The sequence below is a fragment of the Fibrivirga algicola genome (assembly GCF_011742925.1).
Taxonomy (GTDB): domain Bacteria; phylum Bacteroidota; class Bacteroidia; order Cytophagales; family Spirosomataceae; genus Fibrella; species Fibrella algicola.
Genome location: NZ_WAEL01000002.1, coordinates 430542 through 447127, shown reverse-complemented (window position 1 = coordinate 447127; position 16586 = coordinate 430542). Strand labels below are relative to the sequence as shown.

14 protein-coding genes are annotated in these 16586 nt (G+C 52.9%); 6 read left to right on the top strand and 8 right to left on the bottom strand.

From position 1 onward, the window contains the following. Positions 1-218: 218 nt before the first annotated feature. Positions 219-1451, top strand: coding sequence for a 4-hydroxy-3-methylbut-2-enyl diphosphate reductase (locus F7231_RS07105; RefSeq protein WP_166691395.1), 1233 nt, complete (start codon positions 219-221; stop codon positions 1449-1451). Here F7231_RS07105 and F7231_RS07100 read toward each other — a convergent pair. Continuing rightward, positions 1444-3144, bottom strand: coding sequence for a glycoside hydrolase family 10-like protein (locus F7231_RS07100; protein WP_166691394.1), 1701 nt, complete (start codon positions 3142-3144; stop codon positions 1444-1446). The genes F7231_RS07105 and F7231_RS07100 overlap by 8 nt on opposite strands. 219 nt (positions 3145-3363) lie before the next feature. Between F7231_RS07100 and F7231_RS07095 the strand changes: the two genes are divergently transcribed. Both F7231_RS07095 and F7231_RS07090 read left to right on the top strand, forming a co-directional pair. Next, on the top strand, positions 3364-6234 hold the full coding sequence (locus F7231_RS07095) for a TonB-dependent receptor (protein ID WP_166691393.1): 2871 nt from the start codon (positions 3364-3366) through the stop codon (positions 6232-6234). 35 nt (positions 6235-6269) lie between these two features. Continuing rightward, a complete protein-coding gene (locus F7231_RS07090; protein ID WP_166691392.1) occupies positions 6270-7967 on the top strand; it encodes an IPT/TIG domain-containing protein in 1698 nt (565 codons plus the stop codon). Between the two features lie 96 nt (positions 7968-8063). Here the strand turns inward: F7231_RS07090 and F7231_RS07085 are convergent, their stop codons facing one another. Continuing rightward, on the bottom strand, positions 8064-8201 hold the full coding sequence (locus F7231_RS07085; RefSeq protein ID WP_374757371.1) for a DUF2256 domain-containing protein: 138 nt from the start codon (positions 8199-8201) through the stop codon (positions 8064-8066). 106 nt (positions 8202-8307) lie between these two features. Between F7231_RS07085 and mog the strand changes: the two genes are divergently transcribed. Then, positions 8308-8832: a molybdopterin adenylyltransferase gene (mog, locus tag F7231_RS07080; protein ID WP_085415083.1), complete on the top strand. Its 525-nt coding sequence runs from the start codon at positions 8308-8310 to the stop codon at positions 8830-8832. 8 nt (positions 8833-8840) lie between these two features. On the opposite strand, the gene F7231_RS07075 is transcribed toward mog, so the two are convergent. From F7231_RS07075 to F7231_RS07055, 5 genes are all read right to left on the bottom strand, one after another. After that, positions 8841-9056, bottom strand: a complete 216-nt coding sequence (locus tag F7231_RS07075; RefSeq protein ID WP_085412197.1) for a hypothetical protein — start codon at positions 9054-9056, stop codon at positions 8841-8843. Between the two features lie 83 nt (positions 9057-9139). Next, on the bottom strand, positions 9140-9688 hold the full coding sequence (locus tag F7231_RS07070) for a hypothetical protein (protein WP_166691391.1): 549 nt from the start codon (positions 9686-9688) through the stop codon (positions 9140-9142). 231 nt (positions 9689-9919) lie between these two features. After that, on the bottom strand, positions 9920-13060 hold the full coding sequence (locus F7231_RS07065; RefSeq protein ID WP_166691390.1) for an FAD-binding and (Fe-S)-binding domain-containing protein: 3141 nt from the start codon (positions 13058-13060) through the stop codon (positions 9920-9922). 88 nt (positions 13061-13148) lie between these two features. Continuing rightward, entirely contained in the window at positions 13149-13610 is a 462-nt protein-coding gene (locus F7231_RS07060; protein ID WP_166691389.1) for a hypothetical protein, read from the bottom strand. 146 nt (positions 13611-13756) lie between these two features. Continuing rightward, positions 13757-14200: a YybH family protein gene (locus F7231_RS07055; protein WP_166691388.1), complete on the bottom strand. Its 444-nt coding sequence runs from the start codon at positions 14198-14200 to the stop codon at positions 13757-13759. A gap of 139 nt (positions 14201-14339) precedes the next feature. On the opposite strand from F7231_RS07055, the gene F7231_RS07050 reads away from it, so the two are divergent. Next, a complete protein-coding gene (locus F7231_RS07050; protein WP_310589288.1) occupies positions 14340-15218 on the top strand; it encodes a diacylglycerol/lipid kinase family protein in 879 nt (292 codons plus the stop codon). A 62-nt stretch (positions 15219-15280) separates the two neighbouring features. Continuing rightward, positions 15281-15616 carry a translation initiation factor gene (locus F7231_RS07045; protein ID WP_166691386.1) on the top strand — a complete coding sequence of 112 codons (336 nt, stop codon included), beginning with the start codon at positions 15281-15283 and terminating at the stop codon, positions 15614-15616. A gap of 72 nt (positions 15617-15688) precedes the next feature. Here F7231_RS07045 and F7231_RS07040 read toward each other — a convergent pair whose 3' ends face one another. After that, positions 15689-16528, bottom strand: a complete 840-nt coding sequence (locus F7231_RS07040) for a transglutaminase family protein (protein WP_166691385.1) — start codon at positions 16526-16528, stop codon at positions 15689-15691. Positions 16529-16586 lie beyond the last annotated feature (58 nt).

Below are 16586 nucleotides of genomic sequence, written 5' to 3'. Positions count from 1 at the left end.
CAAGACAGGGACTAGCTAGTTATGAGTTAAATATACGGAAATCAAGACGTGTTTGTTGACGTAACAATGCCTGTAGATAGTCATCTATGAGACTTTATTTTGGGGCAACGTACCTACGAACAAAGGCTGGAAGGGGATTGTTCTTGCTATGACGGGCCATATAGTACCTTTGTTGGGCTGCTCCTAGGCTTGCAACCCGATGGCTCGCTCTGACTACTATGAAATCATTTGACATCCCCGCCTATTACCGTAGCACGATCATTACGCCATTGAAAGAGTATCGGCGGCGGAAAGATAAGCTGAAACGGGACTTTACGCCTACTACGCTCGATTTTGGGCCCGTTCGTTTCCTGATAGCGCGGCATTTTGGCTTTTGTTACGGGGTAGAAAATGCCATCGAAATTGCTTACCGGGCCATTGCCGAGAATCCTGACAAGCGAATTTTCCTGCTGAGCGAAATGATTCATAACCCGGACGTGAACGCCGACCTGCAAAGTCGGGGCGTGCGGTTCCTGCTTGATACGCTTGGCCGGCCACTGATCCCGTTCAGCGAACTTACACCCGCCGACGTGGTCATTATTCCGGCGTTTGGCACAACGCTTGAAACGCAACGTGAATTAGCGGCCATTGAGCTCGACGTAGCAACCTATGATACAACCTGCCCGTTCGTAGAAAAGGTGTGGAACAAGGCCAGCCAGATTGGGCAGAAGAATTATACGGTTGTTGTGCATGGTAAACCCACCCACGAAGAAACCCGCGCTACGTTTTCCCATAGCAAGGAAGGAGCGCCCACCGTGGTAGTCAACGACATGAAACAGGCGCAGCGGCTTGCGCTATACATGACAGGGGAGCAATCCGCTGAGCAGTTCTTTGCCGAATTCGCCGGGCAGTACTCTGTTGGGTTTGACCCCGCCCGCGATCTCCGTCGCATTGGCGTGGTGAATCAGACGACTATGCTGGCCTCAGATACGCAGGGCATTGCCGACTTTCTGAAACAGACCATGATTCACCACTACGGGTTAGCTGAAGGCTCAGCTATGGTCGAAGAGCATTTCGCCAATACCCGCGATACGCTCTGCTACGCTACCAACGATAACCAGGATGCTACCTATGCCTTGCTAACGTACCCCGCCGATTTCGCCATTGTGGCGGGTGGCTATAACTCGTCGAACACGCAGCACATTGTTGAGCTTTGCGAAGAGAAATTACCCACCTATTTCATTGAGTCAGACCGAAAGATTCTGTCGGATACGCTTATCAGTCATTACGATCTTCATACGAAGCAGGAACGCATTACTGAGCACTACCTGCCCGCAACCCGCCCCGTCACTATTTTACTGACCTGCGGCGCGTCATGCCCCGATGCCGTTGTTGAAGGTGTATTGAACCGGATTGTCTCTTATTTCCCCGATGCGAAATCAGTAGAGGAGGTTATGGCCGCGTTTAATTAAAGCCCCCCTTATATACCAGTGTGCTACCAGTACTTTCGTTGTGCAGCCGATCAACGGCTGTGATGACGTAGGTGTATCTTTTCTTCGGATCGGCCGTGCGGTCAACGAAACGGGTACCTCCGTCTGGCAGGCAAATGTTTATGATCCTACGTGGATCGGTGGTACGGGGCAGTCGGATGCCTTCAGTTCGGTAGATGACGTAGCAACGTACCCGATCAAGTTCTGTGTCCTGAGCCGGCTCCTGCCAGAACAGCTCGACCCCATCAATGGCAGGGGCTGCTTTCAGGTTCTGGGGCTGTCCGGGCGGAGTGGCATCGAGCCAGGGCATCGTCGGGATGAGCGCGGGATATTGATAAAATGAGGCACGCAATGAGTCGCGGCTGCTGGCCATGTTCGTCTTCAACGATTTGGCGCTGAAAAATACGCTACCCGTCACGTCGGCATATTGCCGGTTGTGGCGCATCTGGTCGGCCAGTTGGCTGGCTTCGCCCCACCCCGTATCTGTTTTCGTGTTTTTACCCAATCGGTAAGCCCCTTGCCCAATATACAGGTGGTGATTACCCCGGTTTTTCACCCACCAGTCGACCAGTGTTTTGTAGTTGGCGCGGTCAAAACGGGTCGAGAAGTAAATTTGCGGCACCATGTAGTCGACCCAGTCTTCTTTCGCCCACCGACGAATGTCTGCGTAGAGATCGTAGTAGGCCTGGCCGCCGAAGGTCACCGACCCCTCCGGGTCGTTCTTTTGGTTTTTCCAGATGCCAAATGGACTGATGCCGAACTTGACCCACGGCTTCACTGCGTGAATAGAGTCGCTGATCTGCCGAATGAGCTTGTCGATATTCTGCCGTCGCCAGTCTTCTCGTTTTAACCCATCAGCGTTGTACTGCTGAAAAGCGGCATCGTCGGCAAAGGAAGAGCCAACGGCACCAAATGGATAGAAATAATCATCAAAGTGGATGCCATCGACATCGTAATGACGCACAATGTTGGCTACCGTACCGGCCACATAGGCGCGTACATCGGGCAGGCCGAGGTTAAAAAGCTTCCGGCCGCCGTACTCAACCATCCAGTTAGGCCGTTGGTAGCTGATGTTGGTAGGGGCTACGCTGGCATTTTTGCCGAACGTGGCGCGGTCCAGATTTAGCCAGGCGTGAAATTCCAGATTCCGGGCGCGGGCCTCCTGAATCATGAACTCCATAGGATCATAAAAGGGGCTGGGCGCTAATCCCTGTTGCCCCGTAAGCCATTCAGACCACGGTTCGGCGCTTTTGGCGTAGAATGCATCGGCGGCGGCACGTACCTGTACCACCACGGCATTCAGACCGGTCTGCTGACTCATGTCGAGCAATTCAATGAACTCGCGCTGTTGGTCAGCTACAGGTAACGCTTTTTTGCTGGGCCAGTCGATGTTATCGACGGTGGCAATCCAGACAGCACGGAATTCCCGTTTAGGAGGAGCAATTGGCCCGGCATCTAGGGGTGGTTCGAGCAGGAGGGTATCAAAAAGAGGGACGGTACGTGGGGCAATTTTGGTTACGGCAGCGGTAGCAGGTGTTGGTGGCGTAGCAACTGTCGACGCTTTAGGCGTGCTAACCACGACTCTCGCCGACTCCGTTGGCTTTGGAGACCGATGGCAGCGTAGCAGGCTGAAGATAGCGAAGAGCGCAAGCCCAATATGATAAACAGTACGCATAACGAAAGGCAGACAGGCGATTATATGGCTAAGATACTAGATGACAAAATCTTGTGGAGGAGAAAAATAAAGATCACTGACTATCAATCATTTATAGCTTAGACAAGTTGTCAGGCATGTTGGTTTAATCATAATGTACCCGTAACCTTCTCGTAACAATGAGGTAACACTACTCCGGTAGTTTTGCGGCGTCAAATCCGGTAAAGGATAAACGCCAATATGAAACACGTAATATTTATTTGCTCACTAATCTGCTTATCAGTGAGTGCATTTTCCCAGACAGGTATCCTGCGAGGTACCATTCGGGACGGGAAAACGAACGAGGCTATCATCGGAGCTACCGTGCAGGTGATGGGCTTAGCTACGCCAATGGGCGGTAGTACTGACGTAAATGGTCAGTTTGAATTAAGTAAAGTGCCAACTGGTACACATACGGTTCAAATCAGCTACGTATCCTACAAGACTAAGTCAATTGCCGCTGTACGTATTGAATCTGGCAATGCTACGGTACTGGAAACGGACCTGCTCGAAGATAATCAGCAACTACAGGAAGTAGTAGTGAAGGCAGGCCGAACTACGAACACCGAAATCGCCGTGGTGACCGAGATCAAGCAGATCAAGGCGATGGCCGTAGGGGTATCGGCCCAGCAGATTCAGAAGTCGCAGGACCGCGACGCCGCCGCCGCCATCCGCCGTGTACCGGGCGTCAGTATCGTCGATAACCGGTTCGTGCTGATTCGGGGTATGGGTGCGCGGTACAACTCGGTGCTCATCAACGACGTTATTACGCCATCGACCGAGGTTGATACCCGCTCGTTCTCGTTTGATCTGGTTCCGAGCAACATCATCGACCGAATGATCGTGTATAAAACGGGTCTGGCCGAACTACCTGGTGATTTTGCCGGTGGTGCCATTAAGATTTATACGAAGCGCCGTCCCGAACAAAACTTCCTTGATGCAGGCGTAACAATTGGCTATCGGGGTAACACGACGGGTCAGACAGTACAGACGCACGAACGCGGTGGACTAAACTGGCTGGGCCTGTGGGATCGGGATCAGCAACTGCCGGGTAGCTTCCCCGCTAACTCAGGTACGTTCAATAATCTAGGTTCGCTACAACGCGCTGCTTACGCTCAGTTACTGCCTAACAATTGGGCCTTGCAGCAGACCGCCGTATCGCCTGATATTCGGTTCGCGCTGAACACGGGTCGCCGCTTCGATATCGGCAATGTGCGGATGAGCAACCTGACGAGCATCAACTACGCGATGACCAATCAGTTCGCCAATGTAGACCAACGGTTGTATGGCAACTCCCCCGTCGCTAACGCTGCTGCTCAGAAATATAACGACGCAACCTACAGTCGGGGCACTCGGTTAGGCATTCTGAACAACTGGTCAGCCCGGATTTCTCCACTCTTCAACCTTGAGTGGAAAACACTGTTCAATCAGTTGAGCAGTACAGAAACTACGCTCCGGGAAGGGCAGAACCTGAATGATAACAATGATGTACGCGCCTATTCCGAACGGTTTGAAAACCGGAGCATTCTGACCACACAACTGGCCGGTGAGCATACCGTTAATGAATTGACGAAAGTGAACTGGATTGGTAGCTTCGGCTATACGGGCCGCTGGGAACCAGACTGGCGTCGTGCTCGCTCAACCCGCGCTACAGGTACCACCGGTCCATTCACCATTGTAACGCCACAAGATCCTACCGCCACAGAAACGGGCCGATTCTATTCGCGGCTTAAAGAATTCGTTTACTCAGGCGTTGCCAATTACGAACATACATTCGGTAACCCAACCGATCGCGAGCCCAACCGGATTAAAGCGGGCGTTTATTACGAACAAAAAAACCGCGATTTCAATGCCCGCTTCTATGGATACGTTCCGGTAGGCGAAAATTCACTCACCGCCCGGAACAGCGATATTGGTTCAGCCTTTACCCCTGCCAACGTAAACGGATCGAGTGGCTTAACGCTGCGTGATGGCACCCGTGATGTAGATTCGTACCGTGGTCTGAATAGCTACTACGCTGGGTACGTTAGTGGTGATGTTTATCTGGGAGCCCGTACGAACCTGACCGTAGGGTTCCGGGGCGAATACAACGATCAGAGCCTGCGGGCTACCATCGTCGGACTTGACCAACGCCTGGTCTCTAACCGGATTTTTAGTCCGCTACCATCGCTGAACCTGACCTACAAGCTCTCAGACCGTACTAATTTCCGTCTTGCTTACTCGGCAACTATCAACCGGCCTGAGTTCCGGGAGATTGCTCCATTCGAGTACTATGATTTTAGCCTGCTGGCCACTATCCGGGGAAACACGACGCTAACAACAGCTACTATCCAAAACGTAGATGCTAAGTGGGAGTTCTACCCGACGTCGGGTGAACTGATCTCGGTAACAGGATTCTACAAGCATTTCCGTAACCCCATCGAATCGCTGCTGTTGCTAAATCCAAACGTGCTCTCGTATACGTTCATGAACGCCCAATCGGCCCAGAATTATGGCGTAGAAGTTGAGGTCCGGAAAGGGTTTCAGAATTCAGCCAGCGAGTTTTTGAAGAACCTGACTGTGGTAGGCAATCTATCCCTGATTAAGAGCCAAGTTGATGTAGGCGACGTAATTACGGCTCCTGACTTAGGTGGCGAAATTCAGCAGTACCGTGGCTTAACATCAAACGCCCGCCCTCTTGCCGGACAATCACCCTATTTGCTTAACCTGGGTGTCTACTACGCTGCTCCCAAGTCGGGCTGGCAGGGAAATCTTCTTTACAACGTGTTTGGCCAGCGGATCTTCGCTGTAGGCAACGTAGACGTACCCACTATTTACGAGATGCCTCGTCACGTAGTGGATCTGAACTTAACCAAGACATTCAATAATCGGATTGAACTCCGGCTGGGCATTCAGGATATTCTGAATCAACCGTTCCAGCTAACTGAAGATTTCAATCGCGATGGCAAGATTGGATCAGACGTGGCGTCGCAAACGGCCAGCGCTGACCAGATTCGCCGTTCATTCCGCCGGGGTAGTTATTACACGGTATCAGCCATTTACACCTTTGGTCGCCGGGTTGTTGTGCCTTGATGCTACGATTTTATAATTAACTCAATTCATCCCTCATGCAACTAGTAAACAAACTGGCCTACACACTGTTGGTCATCTTCGGACTTGGCACTGCGTTCACCGCCTGTAAAAACGACGACCAGCCAGCACCTGTGCTGTCTATCACCAACGTTAGCCCTACGTCGGCACCAGTCAACAGTACAGTGGTGATCTCGGGTACTCAATTCAGCGCGACGCCCGCCAGTAATACGGTGACGTTTGGTGGTAACGCTGTTGCGGAGATTGTAACGGCTTCGACAACGCAACTAGTTGTTCGTGTTCCTGCCAATGCACAAGCAGGCGCTATCTCTGTAGCCATACCTGGACAGAAAGTAGCCAGTACGCAGACATTCTCAATAGGCACACGACCGGTTATTGAAAAAACGGGCAACATCACTGCCAATGAAACCTGGAGTCCCGATAACATTTATCTGCTTCGTGGTTTTACTTATGTGAAGTCGGGGGTAACGCTGACCATCCTGCCTGGCACCGTTATTAAAGGAACGGCTGGCGACCAGGATCCACTAGGCTTGAATAAGGGAGGCACCCTGATTGTTGAAGCCGGAGCAAAGATTAGCGCCGCTGGAACAGCTACTAACCCGATCGTTTTCACATCGAGCAAGCCAGCAGGTCAGCGGGGGTACGGTAACTGGGGTGGTATTGTACTTATTGGTAAAGCACCGATTAACCAGCCCTCGGCAACTAATTTTGAAGGCGGCATTTCGGGTCAAACAGGTACGTATACAGATGTAAATGATAATTCAGGTACGTTACAGTACGTACGGATCGAATTCCCTGGAATCGCCTTATCGCCTGGTAGCGAAATCAACGGCCTGACGTTTTATGGAGTTGGGGCTGGCACAACGATCGACCACATTCAGGTGTCCTACTCAGGTGACGATTCGTATGAGTGGTTTGGCGGTACGGTTAACGCAAAGTATCTGGTTGCCCACCGTGGCTTCGATGACGATTGGGATACGGACTGGGGCTTCTCAGGGAAAGTACAATATGCGGTGGCACTGCGCGATCCAAGTGTAGCTGACCAATCAAAGTCGAACGGATTTGAATCTGATAATTTCGCCAACACAGGCCAACCAGCAACTGGTAATAATGCCGGTCTGCCACTGACCTCAGCCGTGTTTGCTAACGTAAGCAATTTTGCTTTCAGTGGTACGCCATCAAACGCAAATACAACGGGCGGTAGTGGTGCCTACCAGTCGGGTATGCACCTGCGTCGTAATACAAACATCAGCATTTTTAACTCGTTGCTTTTCGGCTATCCGGAGGGTATGCGTTTAGACAATGGTATTGCTGGCGGTACAGGTACGTTGGCAAACGTAAACGCTGGAACATTGCAACTGCGCGGTATCGTCATCGCCAATACACTGTCTGGATCGGCCGTAATTGGTGATAACCTGGCAACAACTGGCATCACGACCGCTCAGGCACAGACGTTTTTTAACACAGCTGCTTACGGCAACACGGTCATTCCATCAGATCAGGTAACTACGTTGCTTCTCAACGCCAGTAACTTCAACCTAACAGCGCCAAATTTCCTGCCCGGTACAGGCTCACCACTATTAACAGGTGCTGTTTGGGATGGCAAGGGTGCTGACTCCTTCTTCACAAAAGAAACATTCCGTGGCGCATTCGGTACCGTGAACTGGACACAGGGCTGGACTAACTGGGATCCGCAGAATACGAACTATAACTAGTGTCAGTGTCCTAAACACGCCGACTCTCCAGACTTTTTAATTCATATTGGTGTCGCAATAAAGGCCGGGAGCACTGCTTCCGGCCTTTTTTTTGCATTACTTTTTCCCTTCAGCGCGGCAGCGGTCACTGCAATAAATAACGTTATCCCAGTCGCGTTCCCATTTCTTACGCCAGGCAAACGGGCGGTTACAGACAGGGCAGATTTTACTGGGTAGGTCTGATTTCTTACGCATTTTCATACGTACCTAACCCATCGCGGCATTCGTTGGTTTACCAGACAGACCCAGTCGCTAAGCTGGACACGTATGCTATTTTTACACGATGGAACAAGAAGCTGCAATTGCCCGGATTGGCATTATTAACGTATCGGATCGGGCTAGTGCGGGAGTCTACGAAGATATCCCCGGAAAAGCAGTCGTCGCGCTGTTGACTGATTGGCTTACCTCACCCTGGGAACCAGTTTACCGAGTGATTCCTGATGAACAGGACCAGCTTGAAACGGCCCTGATTGAGATGGCAGACACAGAAGGTTGTTGCCTGATTGTAACTACCGGTGGTACCGGTCCCGCGTTGCGCGATGTAACGCCCGAAGCAACGGAGGCAGTTTGCCAGAAAATGATGCCTGGCTTTGGCGAGTTAATGCGTCAGGAAAGTTTGAAATACGTGCCTACGGCAATCTTGTCGCGACAGACAGCTGGTATCCGTAATCAGACGCTGATTCTGAATTTGCCGGGCAAACCTAAGGCGATTGGGCAATGCCTTGGCATTGTGTTTCCGGCAATTCCCTATTGTGTCGATTTGATCGGCGGCCCGTTTCTAACTACAAATGAAGGAATAATGCCTGTGTTCAGGCCCAAAGGGTAACTGTCTGGCTACCGTCGACGGACTGAGTCAATGCGGGTGGCTCCACCCCGACGGAGTGAATCGGGATTAAGTTTCCGTCCCCGTTTACGAACGCCGCTGGTATCAGACGGAGCCGACATCGTTCGATTTTGAGGGCGGGTTGGCCGTACGGCAGGAGCGGGCTGTTGCTGCGAAAATGAATCAACCGCAAAGGTTAAGCTGAGTAGCAGGATGATCGTATTCATAGTGAGCTGGATAAATAAACGAAATCGGGTTAGCGAGCACCTGTGTAAGTGCAACCGCTAACCCGAATGTCGCTATAAATTGACTAGTTCGTAGTCGAATTTGGCCGTGTGGTCGTACTCCGGGTACCCGTTGTTGTGCTCCGGGTACGGTTCGTTGTGCCATTGCCCCGGTTCGTATCTGACTGATCCATAGTTGTACGGTCAGTAGAGCGTGTCCGGTTTGAATTTTGTGTTTGGCCATTCCGCATTGTCCGGTCCGACTGCGTTGAGTAGGTACCGTTCGTTGTGGTGCTCTGAGTGGTTCCACTCTGCGACTGACCAGTACGCATCTGACCACTTTGGGTTGTTCCCTGCGTGTTCGGATAGGCTGTTGGATTCTGTCCCTGTGGGTACGTCGTCCCGTTAGTCGACGAAGCACTTGGCTGGGTCTGGTATGTACCCGTTGTTGTTGGGTTAGTCGAGTTATTGTACGTGCCGTTGGTTGTTGGTGTTCCGGTAGAACCCGTCTGTGGCATGCCGGCAGGGGTCGATGGCGAAGCTGGCGTTGCCGGAGTCGCTGGTGTTGTCTGCGCGTTTACATTGAGGGTGAGGCCAGCTACTAGCAATGCACCCAGGATCGTTATCTTTTTCATGACGTTAAGTTGTTTATCTCTATCGATTTACTCGATTGATATAAACATAACCCATCCATTCCCTAAGTTGTTAGGTGCCACCGAGCAAAAGGGCATTAAAATGTAAAAATTAATATACGTGCATGCGTATGCGCAGGAGACGACCGGCCTCCAGAGGGTGGGAAATCAGGACGAAATAAGCTACGGCCCAACATGCTGTTATTGAAGGTTTACCAAGTAGACAATCTCCGTCTACACGCCGTTCTGGTCAATGCGTAGGGCGTCGAACAGGATTTCAGCTGGGTGTTGCGCTACCCGACCCGTACCATCTTTGATTTGATGACGACATGATGTGCCCGGCGCGGCCAACAGTACGTCGGCGCTGGCAGCGCGCACGGCCGGAAATAGCACCAGTTCACCAATCTGCATCGACAGGTCATAATGTTCAGCCTCGTAGCCGAAGGAGCCCGCCATACCACAGCAGCCCGACGGAATAACCTCGACGGTGTAATTAGCGGGTAACGACAGGGCGTCTACCGCGCGACTAATCAGCGAGAGGGCCTTCTGGTGGCAGTGTCCATGTAGCTTTACCGCACGAGTATCAGTCGTAAACTGACTGGACTGAATCCGACCGGCATCGGCTTCGTGGGCTACCCATTCTTCAAGCAGGTACGTATGGTTGGCAATTCGGCAGGCATCGGCTTTTAGTTCGTCGGGAACCAGATCGGGGTACTCGTCGCGGAACGTCAGGATGGCAGACGGCTCCAGGCCAACCAGTGGATGTTCGGCAGACACATAATCCCGGAACGCCAGCACGTTCCGAACGGCCAGGGCTTTTGCCTCACGCACCAGCCCTTTTGACAGGTACGTCCGGCCACTTTCGGCTGCTTTCGGGATTGAAACGGTATACCCTAATCGCTGTATCAACTGCACCGCTTTTTCACCAACAGACCCATCATTAAATTGAGTGAATTCGTCGATGTAGAGGATTACTGCGGTCTGCCGGACGGTCTGCTGTAGTCTGTTGTCGGTTGCGCTGCCAGGAGACGCATCACGCGTCAATGGAGTAAGGGTAAGTGACGAATGGTCAACCATTCGGCGGACACCAGTAAACTCGTTCAGATGTGGCATGGTCCGGTCGGGGTGGAAGCCGACGAGTCGGTTGGCGATCCGGCGAAGGGCGGGCGTGTTGTAGATACCATTATAGGCCCAGGGAACGTAGCTGGCCAGCTTCATCAGCCGTGTGAAGTTGCCGACCAGGCGCGCGCGTAGGGGTACCCCTTTTTCATCGTACAGTTGCTGCGTAAACTCAGCTTTCATCCGGGTCATATCCACGCTGCTGGGGCATTCGGCCTTGCAGGCTTTACACGATAGGCAGAGGTCGAGTACGTCTTTCACTTCGGCCGTCGCTACTGCTTGTCCGCTATAAAAGTGTCGCAGCATATTTGCTCTGGCTCGGGTGGTATCGTGTTCGCGACGGGTAGCCATGTAACTGGGGCACATGGTGCCACCCGAGAAATGCGTTTTCCGGCAATCACCTGAACCCGAGCATTTTTCGGTGGCTTCAAGCAATCCGCCTGCATCACTGAAATCAAAGATCGTTTTAGGTTGCTGTAGAACCACGTCGGCCTCATAGCGCAGGTGTTCGTTCATCGGCGGACTGTCGACCACCTTACCAGGGTTGAACAAGTTATGCGGGTCCCAAAGCGCTTTTACTTCTTTACAGAGTTGGTAATTATCGGGGCCCAGCATATAGGCAATAAACTCACCGCGCAGCCGTCCGTCACCATGTTCGCCGGAGAGCGAGCCACCATATTTTTTTACCAGTTGAGCGGTGTCGCGCAGGAGTGCCCGGAAGGTCTCGCGGCCGGGCGTTGTTTTCAGGTTGATCAGCGGTAGCACGTGCAATTCACCCGCCCCGGCATGGGCCGAATACTCAAGGTCGAGACCGTGGTTTTGTTTGGCCATTCCGGTTAGCTCGTCGATATAATCAGGCAGGTCAATGGGAGCAACGGCGCAATCTTCGATCACGTTGGCGGGTTTCTCGTCGCCGGGTACGTTATACATGATGCTCAGGCCCGCCTTGCGTAGCGCCCAGGGCTTTTTGGTATCCTCGCCAAACAGCACCGGATACGCGTAACCGAGTCCTTTTACCCGTAGTGCCTCTACAAACCGGGTGGTCTGATCGATCACATCCTGCTCGGCATCGGCAAAAAACTCGACCATCAACACCGCCTTTGGATCACCTTCGACAAACGCCCGGTTTTTGGCCTGTTCGATGTTTGTCTTGGTCAGTTGCAGGATGTAGTCATCGACCAGTTCAGAGGCGTAGCACTGATGCGCCAGCGCCACCAGATTGGCCTCCAGCGACTGGCGTAGCGTGTCGAAATGCGCACAGACCAGGCCAACATATCGGGGTGGTAAGGGCAGCAAGTTCAGCCGGGCTTCGGTGATGAAACAAAGTGTACCTTCTGAACCAGCAATGAGATTGGCGAGGTTGATAGTAGCACCCCTCACCCCCGGCCCCTCTCCCCCTACGGGAGAGGGGTGCAATGCTCCGCCACTAGTAAGCGAAGCTACTGTAGAGCGGCTCCCCTCTCCCGTAGGGGGAGAGGGGATGGGGGTGAGGGCGCCCACCAGCGCATCCAGCGCGTAGCCGGTGTTGCGGCGGCTGACGGCGGGGTTGGGGTAGCCATCGCGGATTTGCTGGCAGATAACCGGGTCGTTGAGCCAGGCATGGAAGCGCTGATAAATTTGCTGCTCGAGCGGGCTGACTACGTTTTCGCCCTGGCATTTCGCGGCGAATTCAGCCTCGGTTAACTGGCCAAACGTTACTTCGGCGCCGTCAGACAAGACCGCACGGACGTCGAGTAGGTGATCGCGGGTAGTGCCCCACACAATGGAATGTAGCCCGCAGGAGTTGTTGCCGATCATGCCGCCAATCATGGCCCGGCTAGCGGTCGACGTTTCCGGCCCAAACATGAGGCCATGCGGTTTCAGGGCTACATTCAGGTCGTCGCGGATGACACCGGGCTGCACACGTACCCAGCGCTCGGCCGTGTTGATTTCGATGATTTTGTCGAAGTAGGTACCAATATCGGCCACAATACCGCTGCCTACCACCTGCCCCGCCAGCGACGTACCAGCGGCGCGGGGAATCAGACCGAGCGGAGCGTTGGGCCGTGTGTTGGTTTTGGCAAATCGAATGAGCCGCTTAATATCATCGACGCTACGCGGAATGGCCACTGCCACTGGCATCTCTTGATATACGGACGCGTCGGTAGCATATACCCTCAACTGCGCCTGGTGTTCGGGCGATTCATTGAAATATAGGTCGCCCTCAAATGATTGCTTAAGGCTATTGAATGGAAGAGCTGGCGTTGCGGTAATCATATGTTAAAGATACGGCCATCTACTAAATGCCGGACATGGATCTGCCAACGGCACTATGCCCGGTTAGTCGTATCAGTACTGCCGGCGCCTATAATCGCTTGTAGGTAAAGGTCATAGACCTGGCCTTGCCTGGGTTTGGTACCGCGGGAAAATCGTCGAAGTTCATTACCCAGGTCATGGTATTGCCGGTCATTGTCAGGCCGTACGTAACATCCGGGCTCATTTTAGGGTTGGGCGAAATGACCTTGATACTGCTGCCACTCACTGTGTAGCGAGCATCGGCGAAAAGGACGGCCTGAGCCGACATCTGCTCGAGGCAACCGGCTGGAACTATGGTTTTCTGCACGCCTCCAGCCGTAAAACTATACGTAATTTTTGCGGTGCAGGGAGAGCTCTGTTCCATCATGGGCTGTACATCCATAGTCTTTCCATTCTTGTACGTGATCAGGGCTCCGGTTCGTTGCCAGGTACCCACAACGGATTGCGCCGAAGTTGACAGCGAACTAATCAGGGCAGATAGCGTAAAAATTGTTAGTGCAAAGTAGTTCATGGGTCAAGCAGTATTGAAGCGAGTAGTGGGTTTGTCGTGCCGCTTCCTCCTTGAGTCGAGTAAACGAATAGTGACAACTCAATCGACGAATAACTGTTGATGACAGCACATACTTATCAACTTCCTGAGCAAACGGTAGTGGCCCCCTACGACGAGTGGTCGCTCACGATCACCCAACTCCCTTTTTTCTTTTCCCATAACAGGGTAAAGTGCCCGCCTGCATCACCCACTTTTGGGCGGGTGAGGTGCCACTTGCCAATAACATAGGCCACATTTTTGCCCGGAAACTCGACTTTCAGTATCGTAAATGCCAGTGTACCCATGCTTTCCCGATCAGGGTAGCGTTTTTTGTAGTTAGCCAGCGTTTCAGCGTAGCCGTAGGTGATACCGCCCTTGCCCACAAACGTGAGCGAGTCTGACTGCCAGTAGCCGTTCATGAAGGCGTCTACCCGTCCGGCGTTCCAATCGTCGGTTTGGCGTTTCAGCGTTCCCAGAATCGTTTTCCGGTCGGTGGCGGTTTGGGCGTGTAGTACCGGCACAAGGCCGAGGAACAATCCTGACAGAACAATCAGAAAACGGAGGTGTCTCATTTTTTTGGCGAACTTTGCGGGATGAACTGGCTGCGTAATTTTTACCGGGAATATAAGCCCTATATATTCTCTGATGGGTGGTATTACGTGTTTATCCTCGTATTCATTGCCCTTATGTTTATCTTTTTCGCCTGATTTGATGCCCAAGACCGATCTGCTTGTTATTATCAATCCGTTATCGGGTACGTTGCCGCCTGTGCAGAAGGAAGGTTTACGTGCATTTATTGCTGCAGAAGCCGACCGACAGGCTTACCAGGCTGAGATTGTGACCACCGCCTATGCAGGTCATGCCACTCAGTTGGCGGCGCAGGCTGTACAGCAGGGCATTCGGCGGGTGCTGGTTATGGGCGGCGACGGAACAATCAACGAAACAGCCCGTGCGCTTCGACGTACGGCCACAGCTCTGGGCATTGTCCCCATGGGCTCGGGCAACGGGCTGGCGCGCCACCTGGGCTTACCCATGAATCCGCAAAAAGCGGTGGTGCGCGCGCTGGGTGGTAAGCCCGTTCTGATCGACAGCGGCGAGCTGAACGATCATCCGTTTTTCTGCACGGCGGGGCTAGGCTTTGAGGCTTACGTGGCCCATGAATTTGCTAAGCAGCCAGTACGCGGGTTGCAGACTTACATCAGAACAACGTATCAGGCATTTTGGAGTTATAAGCCGGCAGAATACACCATCGACGGCGAAAAGGCTGGCGCGCTTTTCTCATTAACCGCCGCCAACGCTGGGCAATTCGGCAACAATGCCTGGATTGCACCTACTGCCAACATAGCCGACGGAAAACTGGATCTTTGCCAGCTGGGTATCTTTCCAACGCACATGGTGAGTATGATTGGCTGGCAACTATTCCGCAAATCATTGAATCGCTCGGCCTACTGGGCTGGACGACGTATTCAGGAGGCTACTATTCAAAGTACCGGACCCCTGTTGGCTCATGCTGATGGAGAGCCGCTTCTATTACCAGGAAATAGCTGTACCGTTCGGGTGCTGCCCGGCAGTTTGTTAGTGTTATTATAAACTACCTCGCACCCGGCTCTGCTCCCAAAAACAGGAAGAAGGGCTGGGGTGAGGTTAACGCTATGAGCAAGAAGAACTATACAGGGATTGTCTATTCAACCAATCCCGACCACGAGTACCAAACGGACAATGAACCGGCCGCTGACACGCTACCGCCGCAACAACAACAGCTTAAAGTCTGGCTCGACCGGCGAAGTGGGGGCAAGGTGGTAACGGCCGTGCGTGGCTTCGTTGGTACCGATGCCGATCTAACCGATCTGGGCAAGCAACTCAAGAATGCCTGCGGAACGGGAGGGACCGTTAAGGACGGCGAAATCCAGATTCAGGGCGACCACCGCGAGAAGATCATTACGTACCTGACGGGTAAGAAATACGCCGCTAAAAAGGCAGGAGGGTGAGCGCATCTAGAAACAACCATCAATCAACGTACCCGACTGGCGCCTTGCTGTAAGGCCAGCCATGTGCGTTGATTAATGGTCATTGTTAATTAATACGTGTGCTTCCAGCACGGAATTAGCTTTGCCGGTAAAGGTGCCGCTGACAGGAGCCGTCAGTTCGGCATGGGCAGAAGACGCCAGAAATACGTGTTTGTTAACCACAACCGTGTTTTCGGTTGGGTCAAAGCCACGCCATCCGGCACCGGGCAGATAGACTTCGGCCCAGGCGTGTAGCTGGTGCTCTTGTTGAGCCGACCCGAAGAGGTACCCGCTCACAAAGCGGGCAGCAATACCCAGACTGCGGCAAGCGGCCATAAACAGGGTCGTGTAATCGCGGCATGACCCGCGCTGTTCCAGGAGTGTCTGCTCAGGAGGGTAGGGAGCCCCTTCTTCCCGAATAGCATAGGTAAACTGCCGAATTGCGTTGTTTAGCGCAATCAGGAACGGAACGGTTTGCCAGCCAGCCCCGGCAGCCAACTGCCGGGCCCAAACATCAATGGCGGGCGTAACGCCCTCGCGGGTCAGGTATGTTTCCAACAGAGGACGTACCTGGGGGGGGTATTTCAACGGAACCCGCTGCGCTTCAAACGGAAAAAGTACGAAGTCGAGCGAGTTGAAGGGTTCTGAATCAACCTCGATCTTAGCCGTAATGTGCAAGTGGCTGGTTGGGCCGCTGAAATAAACGAGCTGCTGAACATTGCCCTCTACATCAACGTTTCGAACTACTTTCGACGGCCTTGGGTCAATCGTTAGCTCGTACGCTTGCAGCCGCTGATACGGGTAGGTGCGCGGATACAGGTAGAGCATATGGGGTTGCAATATAACCGGCTGGTCATACTCGTATCGCAACTGATGCTGAACGGAAAGGCGCATAGACAGAACAATTATCCGGTAACAATAAACCAAAAACTGCGGGGTGTACCCCACCGAT